A 13,403-nucleotide genomic window follows, 5' to 3' on the forward strand; every position below is an offset into this window, starting at 1 on the left:
CCGGGCGCAGCGAATATGGACAATTTGATAATTATTCGCATTGAAGCGTCAACCCATCACTTGTTCCACGAGTCGTCTTTGCCATGCACTTCCTTTGTACCTACCACGGCCTGGCCGAAGGCCAAAGCCGCGCCTTCAGCGTAGACGGCATCGAACTGTTCGGCGTGCGCCGCCAAGGCCAGGTGTACCTCTACCGCAACCGTTGCCCGCACCGCGGCATCCCGCTGAACTGGGTAGAAGATGCGTTTCTCGATGACAGCGCCAGCCTGATTCACTGCGCCCATCATGGCGCGCTGTTTGTGATCGAAAGTGGAGAATGCGTGGCCGGGCCGTGCGAGGGCGAGCAACTGCAGGCCCTGGGCTGCCACGAGGACAGCCAGGGCATCTGGCTCAAGGGGTAAGCAGCACCGGCAGGCGGCGGTCGATGACAATGCTTTCGGAGTCCAGGCGTGCGCCGTAGGCCAGCACCTCCACTCCATCTGAAACTGCCGCGCGCAGGGCCTGGGCATAAGCCGCATCGATTTCCTCGGCCGGGCGCACCGCGTCGATACCGGTCAGGTTCACACAATACAGCTGCACCGCCCGCACGCCTTGCCTGGCCAACTTCGCCAGCTCTCGCAGGTGCTTGGCGCCACGCTGGGTCACCGCATCAGGAAAGGCCGCGACCGTGCTGGCTGGGTAGCCCAGGGTCACGCTCTTGACCTCGACATAGGCCGGAGCACCGTCGAACTCCAGGCGAAAGTCGATGCGGCTGCCTTCCTCGCCGTAGGCTACCTCACGCCTTAGCGCACTGAAACCGGCCAGTTCGGCGATGATGCCGGCACGCAGGGCCTCTTCGACCAGCGCATTGGCCCGCCCGGTATTCACACAGGCCAGCCGCCCCTGCGGAGTTTCGCTGATTTCCCAAGTGCCCGGGAGCTTGCGCTTGGGGTCGTTGGAGCGGCTGAACCACACCTGCCCGCCTTCACGCATGCAGTTGAGCATCGAGCCGGTGTTGGGGCAGTGGATGGTCAGTTGTTCGCCGCCGGGCAGTTCGATATCCGCCAGAAAGCGTTTGTAGCGGCGCAGCAGGCGGCCCTGTTCGAGTGGGGGATGGAACTGCATCAGCCTTGCCAGCTCCGCAGGCCGCGGGCAATCCGCTGCACCGCCTCTTCCAGGCGCGGCAGGCTCTGGGTGTAGGCAAAGCGCACATGGTGGCCGGCCAGGTGACGGCCGAAGTCCAGGCCCGGGGTGAAGGCCAGGTGCTCGGTCTCCAGGAAGTGCCGGCAGAAGGCGAACGCGTCACCGCCAAAGGCACTGATGTCGGCATACAGGTAGAACGCCCCCTGCGGCTCGACGGCAATGCGGAAGCCCAGTTCGCGCAGGGCGGGCAACAGGTAGTCGCGGCGGCGGGCGAACTCGGCGCGGCGCTCCTCGAAAATGGCCAGGGTTTCGGGCTGGAAACACGCCAGCGCGGCATGTTGGGCCATGCTTGGCGCACTGATGTACAGGTTTTGTGCCAGCTTCTCCAGGTCGGCCACCGCGCCAGGAGGCGCCACCAGCCAGCCGAGGCGCCAACCGGTCATGCCGAAATACTTGGAAAAACTATTCAGGACGAATGCCGAGTCGTCCACTTCCAGCACGCTGGGCGCGTCCATGCCATAGGTCAGCCCGTGATAGATCTCGTCCACCACCAGATGGCCGTGCCGTTCACGGGTGGCGCGGGACAGTTTGGCCAGGTCGTCACGCCCCAGCACGGTACCGGTCGGGTTGGCCGGCGAGGCGACCAGGGCTCCGACCGTGTCCTTGTCCCAGTAGCGGTCGACAAGGTCGGCAGTCAGCTGGTAATTCACGTCCGGGCCCACCGGCACCAGCTGCGCCCCGCCCTCGACCAGGCGCAGGAAGTGGCGGTTGCACGGGTAGCCTGGGTCGGCCAGCAGCCAGTGCTTGCCTGGGTCTACCAGCAAGCTGCTGGCCAGCAGCAGCGCACCGGAGCCACCCGGGGTGATGAGGATGCGTTCAGGGTCGACACTCAGGCCGTAACGCTGGCCATAGAACCCGGCAATGGCTTCGCGCAGTGCCGGCAGGCCGCGTGCGGCGGTGTAGCGGGTGTGCCCGGCGGCCAATGCTGCCTGGCCGGCGGCAACGATGGGCGTGGCCGTGGTGAAGTCCGGCTCGCCGATTTCCAGGTGGATCACGTCGTGCCCGGCCGCCTGCAGCTCGTTGGCCCGGGCCAGCAGCGCCATGACGTGGAAGGGTTCGATGGCGCGGCTGCGCGCACTGTAGGGGTGGGCCATGACCTTCTCTCAATTGGGTCTAAACTGGAGATTCTACCTCTGCACGCCACCGAACGTGCGGCTCAGGCCGCTGTCAATTACCAGGATCGGGCGGGGTAGCGCACCCCCGATCTATCTGGTAAGTTCGGCGGCTCGCAGTCGCAGGGCCGGCGGGTGCCGGAGATGGAGCAGCCTGCGCATTGGATCAGATGAGTGAGAGGCGGTCTATTCATGTCCACCGTAGAAAAGCAAAAAGCCCAGACCATGTACGGTGTCGAGCCCTACGTAGAATCCAAAGGTGAAGAGTACATGGGCGAGCCCATGAAGAAGCACTTCACCAAGCTTCTCGGCGCCTGGAAGCAAGAGCTGATGACCAGTGTGGACCGCACTGTGGACCACATGAAGGACGAGGCAGCCAACTTCCCCGACCCGGCCGACCGTGCCAGCCAGGAAGAAGAATTCGCCCTGGAGCTGCGCAACCGCGATCGCGAGCGCAAGCTGATCAAGAAAATCGACAAGACCCTCGACAAGATCAAGGCCGACGAGTACGGCTGGTGCGAATCGTGCGGCATCGAGATCGGCCTGCGTCGCCTGGAGGCCCGCCCTACCGCCGACCTGTGCTTCGACTGCAAGGAAATCGCCGAGAAAAAGGAAAAGACGGTCGGCAAAGGCTGATCTTTCTTTCCACCTGAACGGGGCGCATCATGCGCCCCGTTTCATTTATATGCCCAGCCTGACCATGACCCACTCAAGCTACATCGGGCGTTTCGCCCCCACCCCCAGCGGCTTCCTGCACTTCGGCTCGCTGGTCGCCGCCCTCGCCTCCTGGCTCGATGCCCGCGCCGTGAACGGCCGCTGGCTGCTGCGCATGGAAGACACCGACCCGCCTCGGGAAATGCCCGGTGCTCGCGATGCGATCCTGCAGACCCTGGAGCGCTACGGCCTGGAGTGGGACGGCGAAGTGGTGTTCCAGAGCCAGCGGCACGATGCCTATGCTGCGGTGGTCGACCGCCTGTTCAACATGGGCCTGGCCTACGCCTGCACCTGCTCGCGCAAGCAGCTTGAGGGTTACAACGGTATCTACCCGGGCCTTTGCCGCAATGCCGGGCATGCTAGGGATGGCGCGGCGATCCGCCTGCGCGTGCCAGAGCTGATCTACCGCTTTACCGACCGCGTACAGGGCGAGTTCCAGCAGCACCTTGGGCGTGAAGTGGGCGATTTCGTCATCCAGCGCCGCGACGGGCTGTATGCCTACCAACTGGCGGTGGTACTGGACGATGCCTGGCAAGGTGTTACCGACATCGTGCGTGGCGCCGACCTGCTCGACAACACCCCGCGCCAGCTGTACCTGCAAGAGTTGCTGGGCTTCTCGCAGCCGCGTTACCTGCATATTCCGCTGATCGTGCAGCCGGACGGGCACAAGCTGGGCAAGTCGTACCGCTCGCCGCCGCTGCAGGCGGACCAGGCGACACCGCTGTTGCTGCGGGCGTTGCGGGCGCTGGGGCAGAAAGCCGACCCCGAGTTGTTACTGGCAACGCCGGCGGAGGTATTGGCGGTAGCTCGCAAGCAGTGGCGGCCCGAGGCGATTGCACAGCGGACCACGGTGCCAGAGGCTGATTTGCGCTGAGGCATTACCGGCATCTTCGCGGGCACGCCCGCTCCCACAGGAACTACACCGCCTTCAAGATTTGTGGTTTACCTGTGGGAGCGGGCGCGCCCGCGAAGAGGCCCGCACAGGCAACCCACCCCTCAAAAACAAAAGCCCAATAAATTCAACCTCTTGGCGAACACTATGGATTCCCGCTAGCATCCGCCCAGCCATTTGCGCCAATAATAAGTCCAAGCCCGCAGCGCCCAACCATCGAGGCCAGCATGTACATCTATCGTTTGGTCCTGCTTCTGGTCGTGGGGATCTACCTGTTCTCCCCGGCCATCATGGACTGGTGGATCGAACCGACCGGAGCCTGGTACCGCCCTTACCTGCTCTGGCTGATCCTGATCGTCGTCACCTTCATCCTGCAGAGCCAACGAGATGCCGATGAGCTTTAGCCTGACCCAGATGATCCTGATCAGCGCCGCGTACCTCATGGTGCTGTTCGGTGTGGCCTGGATCAGCGAGCGGGGGTTGATCCCGCGCTCGATCATTCGCCACCCGCTGACCTACACCCTGTCGCTGGGCGTATATGCCAGTGCCTGGGCCTTCTATGGCTCGGTGGGCCTGGCCTACCAGTACGGCTACGGCTTCCTTGCCTGTTACCTGGGGGTGTCCGGCGCGTTCCTGCTGGCGCCAGTGCTGCTCTATCCGATCCTGAAGATCACCCGTACCTACCAGCTGTCCTCGTTGGCCGACCTGCTGGCGTTCCGCTTTCGCAGCACCTGGGCCGGGGCGCTGACCACCATCATCATGCTCATCGGCGTTCTGCCCTTGCTGGCCCTGCAGATCCAGGCGGTAGCCGACTCGATCAGTATCCTTACCGGTGAGCCGGTCAAGGCACGTGTGGCCTTCGCCTTCTGTACGCTCATCATCCTGTTCACCATCTTCTTCGGCTCGCGGCACATCGCCACACGCGAAAAGCACGAAGGGCTGGTGTTTGCCATCGCCTTCGAGTCGGTGATCAAGCTGCTGGCCCTGGGCGGTATCGGCCTGTATGCCCTGTATGGCGTGTTCGGCGGCCCGCACGAACTGGAAGTGTGGCTGCTGCAGAACCAGACCGCCCTGGCCGCTCTGCATACGCCGCTGCAGGAAGGTCCATGGCGCACCTTGCTACTGGTGTTCTTCGCCTCGGCCATCGTCATGCCGCACATGTACCACATGGCCTTCACCGAAAACCTCAACCCGCGCTCGCTGGTCAGCGCCAGCTGGGGCCTGCCGCTGTTCCTGCTGCTGATGAGCCTGGCCGTGCCGCTGGTGCTGTGGGCCGGCCTGCGCCTGGGCGCCACCACCAACCCCGAGTACTTCACCCTGGGCCTGGGGCTTGCCGCCAACAACCAGGCACTGGCGCTGCTGGCCTACGTCGGCGGTTTGTCGGCCGCCAGCGGGTTGATCATCGTCACCACCCTGGCGCTGTCGGGCATGGCCCTCAACCACCTGGTGCTGCCGCTGTACCAGCCGCCGGCCGAAGGCAACATCTACCGCTGGCTGAAGTGGACCCGCCGCGCGCTGATCGTCGCCATCATCACCGCGGGCTTCATGTTCTACCTCACCCAGAACAACCACCAGAGCCTGGCCAACCTGGGCATCGTCGCCTTCGTGGCCACGTTGCAGTTCCTGCCGGGCGTGCTGTCGGTGCTGTACTGGCCGACTGCCAACCGCCGTGGCTTCATCGCCGGCCTGCTGGCCGGCACCCTGGTGTGGATGGTGACCATGCTGCTGCCATTGCTGGGCAACCTGCAGGGCTTCTACATCCCGCTGCTGGACATGATCTACGTGCTGGACGACACCAGCTGGCACATGGCGGCCATCGCCTCGCTGGCGGCCAACGTGCTGTTGTTCACCCTGATCTCGCTGTTCACCAACGCCAGCAACGAAGAGGTAAGCGCCGCCGAAGCCTGCGCAGTGGACAATGTGCGCCGCCCGCAACGCCGCGAGCTGCACGCCGCCTCGCCACAGGAGTTCGCCACTCAACTGGCCAAGCCGCTGGGCGCCAAGGCCGCACAGAAGGAAGTGGAACAGGCCCTGCGCGATCTCTACCTGCCGTTCGACGAGCGCCGCCCCTATGCCTTGCGCCGCCTGCGCGACCGCATCGAGGCCAACCTGTCCGGCCTGATGGGGCCGAGCGTGGCCCAGGACATGGTCGAGACCTTCCTGCCGTACAAGTCCGGTAACGAAAACTACGTGACCGAGGACATCCACTTCATCGAAAGCCGCCTGGAAGACTACCACTCCCGCCTGACCGGCCTGGCCGCCGAGCTCGACGCCCTGCGCCGCTACCACCGCCAGACCCTGCAGGAACTGCCCATGGGCGTCTGCTCGCTGGCCAAGGACCAGGAAATCCTGATGTGGAACAAGGCCATGGAAGAGCTCACCGGCATCGCCGCCAAGCACGTGGTCGGCTCGCGCCTGGTCACCATCAGCGAACCCTGGCGCGGCCTGCTACAAGGCTTCATCAACGTGCCAGACGAGCACCTGCACAAGCAGCGCCTGGCGCTGGACGGCCAGCCGCGCTGGCTGAACCTGCACAAGGCGGCCATCGACGAGCCGCTGGCCCCGGGCAACAGCGGCCTGGTACTGCTGGTGGAGGATCTTACCGAAACCCAGGCCCTGGAAGACAAATTGGTGCACTCCGAACGCCTGGCCAGCATCGGCCGTCTGGCCGCCGGCGTGGCCCACGAAATCGGCAACCCGATCACCGGCATCGCCTGCCTGGCGCAGAACCTGCGCGAAGAGCGTGAGGGCGATGGCGAAATCATCGAGCTGTCCAGCCAGATTCTCGAACAGACCAAGCGGGTATCGCGCATCGTCCAGTCGCTGATGAGTTTCGCCCATGCCGGCGGCAGCCACCAGAACAGCGAAGAACCGGTATGCCTGGCCGAAGTGGCGCAGGACGCCATCGGTCTGCTGGCGTTGAACCGGCGCAATTTCGAAGTACAGTTCTTCAACCTCTGCGACCCGGAGCACTGGGCCGAAGGGGACCCGCAGCGCCTGGCCCAGGTGCTGATCAACCTGCTCTCCAACGCCCGCGACGCATCAAAGCCCGGCAGCGCCGTGCGCGTGCGCAGCGAAGTCAGCGAGCACACCGTCGACCTGATCGTCGAAGATGAGGGCAGCGGGATCCCGAAGAACATCATGGACCGCTTGTTCGAACCCTTCTTCACCACCAAGGACCCGGGCGAAGGAACCGGACTGGGGCTTGCTCTGGTCTATTCCATCGTGGAAGAGCATTATGGGCAAATCACCATCGACAGCCCGGCCGATATCGAACGGCAACGTGGCACCCGGATCCGCGTGACCCTGCCCCGGCATGTCGTAGCGACGTCCCCTGAAATTCGAGACCGTCGAGAGAATTGAATCAATGCCGCACATTCTGATCGTCGAAGACGAAACCATCATCCGCTCGGCCTTGCGTCGCCTGCTCGAACGGAACCAGTACCAGGTCAGCGAAGCCGGCTCGGTGCAGGAAGCCCAGGAACGCTTCAGCATTGCCACCTTCGACCTGATCGTCAGCGACCTGCGCCTGCCAGGCGCACCCGGCACCGAACTGATCAAGCTCGGCCAAGGCACCCCGGTACTGATCATGACCAGCTACGCCAGCCTGCGCTCGGCGGTAGACTCGATGAAAATGGGCGCGGTGGACTACATCGCCAAGCCCTTCGACCACGACGAGATGCTGCAAGCGGTTGCGCGTATCCTGCGCGACCGGCAGAACGCCCCGGCTGCCGCACCGGCGGCCGAGCCACGCGCCACCAATGGCAAGGCCGCCACCGCCGACAAAGGCGGCGCGGCGGCCGCCAATGGCGAAATCGGCATTATCGGCTCGTGCCCGCCGATGCAGGACATGTACAGCAAGATCCGCAAGGTCGCGCCCACCGACTCCAATGTGTTGATCCAGGGCGAGTCGGGCACCGGCAAAGAGCTGGTCGCACGCGCCCTGCACAACCTGTCGCGTCGGGCCAAGGCACCAATGATTTCGGTGAACTGCGCGGCCATCCCCGAGACACTGATCGAGTCCGAGCTGTTCGGCCACGAGAAAGGCGCGTTCACCGGCGCCAGCGCCGGGCGCGCTGGCCTGGTGGAGGCTGCCGATGGCGGTACCCTGTTCCTCGACGAAATCGGCGAACTGCCGCTGGAAGCCCAGGCCCGCCTGCTGCGCGTGCTGCAGGAAGGCGAGATTCGCCGGGTGGGTTCGGTACAGTCGCAAAAGGTCGATGTACGCCTGATCGCCGCGACCCACCGCGACCTGAAGAACCTGGCCAAGGCCGGCCAGTTCCGTGAAGACCTGTATTACCGCCTGCACGTGATCGCCCTGAAACTGCCTGCCCTGCGCGAGCGCGGCAGCGACGTCAACGAGATCGCCAGCGCTTTCCTCGCCCGCCAGAGCGCGCGCATTGGCCGCGACGACCTGCACTTCTCGGCCGAAGCCGAGCAGGCAATTCGTCACTACAGCTGGCCGGGTAACGTGCGAGAGCTGGAAAACGCCGTGGAGCGTGCGGTGATCCTCAGCGAGAGCGCAGAAATTTCCGCCGACCTGCTGGGCATCGACATCGAGCTGGGTGACCTGGAGGAGGACGAAATCCTCGATAACGCCCTGGTCGGGGCCAGTACGGCCAATGCCAGCCATGAGCCTACCGAGGACCTGTCGCTGGAAGATTACTTCCAGCACTTCGTGCTCGAGCACCAGGACCACATGACCGAGACCGAGCTGGCCCGCAAGCTCGGGGTCAGCCGCAAGTGCCTGTGGGAACGCCGCCAGCGCCTGGGCATCCCGCGGCGCAAGAGCAACGCTACCAGCGAATAACCACGCTGCCTGGGCGGGAGGTTCCTCCTGCCCCTATCTACAACCTCTCCAGCCTCTTCGCGGGCATGCCCGCTCCCACAGGAATTTCACTGCCCTAAAGGGTGGTGCATCCCCTGTGGGAGCGGGCGTGCCCGCGAAAGGGCCAGCAAAGCCAGCGCACACACCTCGGTAACACATCAGCCCCCGCAAAAATCTGTTACCCAAGCTTTCCGCCGTAACAGTTCCCGAGGCGTACGGTAACGAAATTTCGACATTTTCGACCGCTGAAAAACTGCTCACCACCTCCAAACCCTTGATTTTACTGGGTTTGCAAAAGTTGGCACGGCACCTGCTATATGTCTGGTACAAGAACAATAACAAGCACTGCAACTCAGAATAAGAACAAGACGAAACGGCTCACGCACAATAAAAACAAGACGGCGGAGGCGCAGCTAACTGATTCTTTTGGAGAGGATGCGTGTTTGGGGCTTGCCCCACAACCAGGTAGAGAACAACAAAAACTGCACTAAAAAGCAGCGCCTGAACTGGTTGGATCGACAGATCAACGTGACATCAGCGACCAAAGCAATCCGTTTGCTCTTAACCCCTGGATTGGGGGTCGTCCACAAGCTTCGAGATTTGTGGACAGGGCACTCAACAAAAACAAGAAGCCCAGCAGAAAAACAATAAGAGCACGCAACGACTTCTTGGGGAGCTTAGGCTCCCCTTGTCGTTTCTACCCTTCTGGCAGGCATCCTGCTACCCGCCTACACCATTCCTTGAGTAAATGCTAGAATCCCCGCCCATCATGCGGCCATTCTCCTATTCTTGGCCGAACATTCCTTCAAACAGTGCATCCCATGCTGAAGAAGCTGTTCCAGTCGTTCCGCCCGCCCGTACCGGGCCCGCACCACAGGCGCACCACGCCTGAGGTGATCAACAAGAGCCAGCACTCGCTGCAACGCCACCAATTCAGCCGCCATGCGGTGAACATCGTGGAACGCCTGCAGAGCGCCGGTTACCAGGCTTACCTGGTCGGTGGCTGTGTCCGCGACCTGATGCTGGGCATCACGCCGAAAGACTTCGACGTCGCCACCAGTGCCACCCCTGAACAGGTCCGTGCCGAGTTCCGCAACGCACGCATCATTGGCCGCCGCTTCAAGCTGGTCCACGTGCATTTCGGACGTGAAATCATCGAAGTCGCAACTTTCCGCGCCCACCATTCGGAAGACGACCAGGGCGACAGCCACCGTTCGTCGCACAATGCCAGTGGCCGCATTCTGCGTGACAACGTGTACGGCACCCTGGAAGAGGACGCGCAACGTCGCGACTTCACCATCAACGCCCTGTACTACGACCCGGTCAGCGAGCGCATCCTCGACTACGCCAACGGCGTGCACGATATCCGCAACCGCTTGCTGCGCCTGATCGGCGACCCTACCCACCGCTATCAGGAAGACCCGGTGCGCATGCTGCGCGCGGTGCGCTTCGCCGCCAAGCTCGACTTCGGCATCGAAAAACACACGGTCCAGCCGATCCGCGAGCTGGCCCCACTGCTGCGCGAAATTCCGCCAGCGCGCCTGTTCGAAGAGAGCCTCAAGCTGTTCCTCTCCGGCCAGGGCGCCATCGTCTTCGAAATGCTGGTCGACCTTCAGTTGTTCGAGCCGCTGTTCCCGGCCAGTTCGCATGCCTTGGACGAGCGCCCGACCTACACCCACACGCTGATCAGCCAAGCGCTGAACAACACCGACCTGCGCGTGAAGCAAGGCAAACCGGTAACCCCGGCCTTCCTCTTCGCCGCGCTGCTGTGGCCAGCCCTCCCGGCTCGCGTGCTGCACCTGCAGAACCAAGGCGTGCCGCCTATCCCGGCCATGAACGGTGCGGCCCACGACCTGATCGCCGAACAATGCGCACGTATCGCCATCCCCAAGCGCTTCACCCTGCCGATCCGCGAGATCTGGGACATGCAGGAGCGCCTGCCACGCCGCAGCGGCAAGCGCGCCGACATGCTGCTGGACAACCCGCGCTTCCGCGCCGGCTACGACTTCCTGCTGCTGCGCGAAAGCGCCGGGGAAGAAACCGACGACCTCGGCCAGTGGTGGACCGACTACCAGGATGCCAACGACAGCGAGCGCCGCGAGATGATCCGCGAACTGGGCAGCCGTGACGAAGGCGCCGGCCCGCGCAAACGCAAGCGCAGCGGTGGCAAGCGCAAGCGCAGTGGCGACGAGGCGTTCGAGTGAGCACCCGCGCCTATATCGGCCTGGGCAGCAACCTGGATGCGCCTGCCGAGCAGTTGCGCAGCGCGTTCCAGGCCCTCGACCAGGTCGAAGCCACACGACTGGTGGCGGCCTCGGCCCTGTACACCAGCGATTCGCTGCTGCCCGGCCAGCCGCGCTACACCAACGCCGTCGCCGCCCTGGACACCACGCTAGCGCCGCTGGCCCTGCTCGATGCCCTGCAGGCCATCGAAAACGAACAGGGCCGCGTGCGCAAGGAACGCTGGGGCCCACGCACACTGGACCTGGACATCCTGCTGTTCGGCGACCAGGTGCTCGACGAGCCGCGCCTGAAAGTACCGCACTACCACATGCATGCCCGGCCTTTCGTGCTGTACCCGCTGGCGGAACTGGTACCGGGCGATTTCCGCCTGGCCGACGGCCGCGCCCTTGCGCAACTGCTCGACGACTGCCCGTTCGTCGGCCTGGAACGCCTGTAAACCGGGCGTTCCAGCCTTGCACACTGGCGCGGTAACGCCAGTAACACCCTGATCGTAACAATGCGGTAACAGGGTGATTGACTTCCCCCACCTCGCTCACGACTATAGGCGTCCCGTGTGGCACCAAAGTGCCGCATACCCGTATTTAGGCCCGGACGGACCTGTGCCCGAACATCACGCGCGATGATGTGCCGCTCCGGAAAATGACTACACGCGTTGAATGCAGTCGTTTCTTACAGCGCCTGAACGAGGAATTTCCTACATGCCTGAAGTAACCCTGACCACCCTCAATGGCCTCAAGGCCAAGGGTGAAAAAATCACCATGCTGACCTGTTACGACGCCACCTTTGCCAAGGCCGCCAGCCAGGCCGGTGTCGAAGTGTTGCTGGTGGGCGACTCGCTGGGCATGGTCCTGCAAGGCCACGACAGCACACTGCCGGTGACCACCGCGGACATGGCCTACCATACCGCCAGCGTCAAACGTGGCAACGACGGCGCGCTGATCCTCGCCGACCTGCCGTTCATGGCGCACGCTACACCAGAGCTGGCCTTTGCCAACAGCGCCACGCTGATGCAGGCCGGCGCCCACATGATCAAGATCGAAGGCGCTGCCTGGCTGGCCGAGACCATCCGCCTGCTGGCCGAGCGTGGCGTGCCAGTATGCGCGCACATGGGCCTGACACCGCAGACTGTCAACGTGATGGGCGGCTACAAGGTCCAGGGCCGCCAGGAAGCCCAGGCCCGGCAGATGCGCGCCGACGCGATCGCCCTGGAACAGGCCGGTGCAGCCATGCTGCTGCTCGAATGCGTGCCCAGCGAACTGGCGGCGGAAATCACCAGTGCCGTATCCATCCCGGTGATCGGCATTGGGGCTGGCAACGGCACCGATGGCCAGGTCCTGGTCCTGCACGACATGCTCGGCCTGTCGCTGAGCGGCCACGTACCGAAGTTCGTGAAGAACTTCATGCAAGGCCAGCCGGATATCCACAGCGCCCTCGTCGCTTACGTCGAGGCGGTCAAGCAGGTCAGCTTCCCAGGCAGCGAACATGGGTTCAGTGCATGAATACAGTCAAGACCGTCCGCGAACTGCGCGCCGCAGTCGCCCGCGCCCGCGGTGAAGGCAAGCGCATCGGCTTCGTGCCGACCATGGGCAACCTGCACAGCGGCCATGCCGCCCTGGTGACCAAGGCTGCACAGCGCGCCGATTTCGTGGTCGCCAGCATCTTCGTCAACCCGCTGCAGTTCGGCGCCAACGAAGACCTCGACAAGTACCCGCGCACCCTGGCCGCCGACCAGGAGCGCCTGCTCCAGGCGGGCTGCAATCTGCTGTTCGCGCCCAGCGTCGAAGAGATGTACCCCGACGGCATGAGCGTGCAAACCCGCGTCAGCGTACCCCACCTTTCCGAAGGCCTGTGCGGCGCCAGCCGGCCCGGTCATTTCGAAGGCGTGGCCACCGTGGTCAGCAAGCTGTTCAACATGGTCCAGCCCGACCTTGCCGTGTTCGGTGAAAAGGACTTCCAGCAGCTGGCGGTTATCCGCGCCATGGTGCGCGACCTGAACATGCCGATCCAGATCATCGGCGAGCCCACAGTGCGGGCCGAGGACGGCCTGGCGCTGTCGTCGCGTAACGGCTACCTCACGCCGGAGCAGCGTTCTACGGCACCTGCGCTGTACCGCACGCTGCAGCATATCGCTGGGGCCATCCGCCATGGCCAGCGGGACTTTGCCGCACTGGTTGCCGAAGGCAAGGCGCAGTTGACCGCCGCGGGTTTCCGCCCGGATTACCTTGAGGTGCGTCATGCGGTAAGCCTGCGACCCGCGATGATCGATGATCGTGATCTGGTGGTGATTGCGGCGGCTTACCTGGGTAACACACGGTTGATCGACAACCTGTACCTTCATCTGGAAGAGAAGACCGCGTAACGGCCCGGGGCTGCCTTGCAGCCCATTCGCCGGCAAGCCAGCTCCCACCCCGACCGCATCGGCCTCGAGCCA

Annotated in this window: 12 protein-coding genes; 10 read left to right on the forward strand and 2 right to left on the reverse strand. The window is 63.8% G+C overall.

The window, feature by feature from the left end:
* Positions 1–83 precede the first annotated feature (83 nt).
* Positions 84–401 (forward strand): Rieske (2Fe-2S) protein, encoded by a 318-nt coding sequence (locus ACLCGK_RS13710; RefSeq protein ID WP_410952189.1) that lies wholly within the window; start codon positions 84–86, stop codon positions 399–401.
* Here the strand turns inward: ACLCGK_RS13710 and sfsA are convergent.
* A complete protein-coding gene (gene sfsA, locus ACLCGK_RS13715; RefSeq protein WP_410952190.1) occupies positions 391–1,104 on the reverse strand; it encodes a DNA/RNA nuclease SfsA in 714 nt (237 codons plus the stop codon). The two genes, ACLCGK_RS13710 and sfsA, sit on opposite strands and share 11 nt — an antisense overlap.
* The gene (locus ACLCGK_RS13720; protein ID WP_410952191.1) at positions 1,104–2,276 is read right to left on the reverse strand and encodes a pyridoxal phosphate-dependent aminotransferase; all 1,173 of its coding nucleotides are present in this window, start codon (positions 2,274–2,276) and stop codon (positions 1,104–1,106) included. The genes sfsA and ACLCGK_RS13720 overlap by 1 nt, the downstream gene beginning before the upstream one ends.
* Positions 2,277–2,486: 210 nt before the next feature.
* Here ACLCGK_RS13720 and dksA point away from each other — a divergent pair, with 210 nt between their 5' ends.
* The 9 genes from dksA (at position 2,487) to panC (ending at position 13,331) form a co-directional block, all read left to right on the forward strand.
* The gene (dksA, locus tag ACLCGK_RS13725; RefSeq protein WP_003259209.1) at positions 2,487–2,930 is read left to right on the forward strand and encodes an RNA polymerase-binding protein DksA; all 444 of its coding nucleotides are present in this window, start codon (positions 2,487–2,489) and stop codon (positions 2,928–2,930) included.
* Positions 2,931–2,994: 64 nt separating this feature from the next.
* Positions 2,995–3,882, forward strand: coding sequence for a tRNA glutamyl-Q(34) synthetase GluQRS (gene gluQRS, locus ACLCGK_RS13730; RefSeq protein WP_024087757.1), 888 nt, complete (start codon positions 2,995–2,997; stop codon positions 3,880–3,882).
* A gap of 245 nt (positions 3,883–4,127) precedes the next feature.
* Complete coding sequence (locus ACLCGK_RS13735) at positions 4,128–4,304, forward strand: hypothetical protein (RefSeq protein WP_003250005.1); 177 nt, start codon at positions 4,128–4,130, stop codon at positions 4,302–4,304.
* On the forward strand, positions 4,288–7,263 hold the full coding sequence (locus ACLCGK_RS13740) for a sensor histidine kinase (protein WP_410952192.1): 2,976 nt from the start codon (positions 4,288–4,290) through the stop codon (positions 7,261–7,263). The genes ACLCGK_RS13735 and ACLCGK_RS13740 overlap by 17 nt, the downstream gene beginning before the upstream one ends.
* A 4-nt stretch (positions 7,264–7,267) precedes the next feature.
* On the forward strand, positions 7,268–8,710 hold the full coding sequence (locus ACLCGK_RS13745) for a sigma-54-dependent transcriptional regulator (protein WP_100413853.1): 1,443 nt from the start codon (positions 7,268–7,270) through the stop codon (positions 8,708–8,710).
* Between the two features lie 839 nt (positions 8,711–9,549).
* Positions 9,550–10,932 (forward strand): polynucleotide adenylyltransferase PcnB, encoded by a 1,383-nt coding sequence (locus ACLCGK_RS13750; protein ID WP_410952193.1) that lies wholly within the window; start codon positions 9,550–9,552, stop codon positions 10,930–10,932.
* Positions 10,929–11,408 (forward strand): 2-amino-4-hydroxy-6-hydroxymethyldihydropteridine diphosphokinase, encoded by a 480-nt coding sequence (folK, locus tag ACLCGK_RS13755; protein ID WP_085721785.1) that lies wholly within the window; start codon positions 10,929–10,931, stop codon positions 11,406–11,408. Before ACLCGK_RS13750 ends, folK begins: the two co-directional genes overlap by 4 nt.
* 262 nt (positions 11,409–11,670) lie before the next feature.
* Complete coding sequence (gene panB / locus ACLCGK_RS13760; RefSeq protein ID WP_410952194.1) at positions 11,671–12,471, forward strand: 3-methyl-2-oxobutanoate hydroxymethyltransferase; 801 nt, start codon at positions 11,671–11,673, stop codon at positions 12,469–12,471.
* On the forward strand, positions 12,468–13,331 hold the full coding sequence (gene panC / locus ACLCGK_RS13765; protein ID WP_410952195.1) for a pantoate--beta-alanine ligase: 864 nt from the start codon (positions 12,468–12,470) through the stop codon (positions 13,329–13,331). The genes panB and panC overlap by 4 nt, the downstream gene beginning before the upstream one ends.
* Positions 13,332–13,403: the final 72 nt, after the last annotated feature.

It is taken from the genome of Pseudomonas sp. S1(2024) (genome assembly GCF_046557535.1).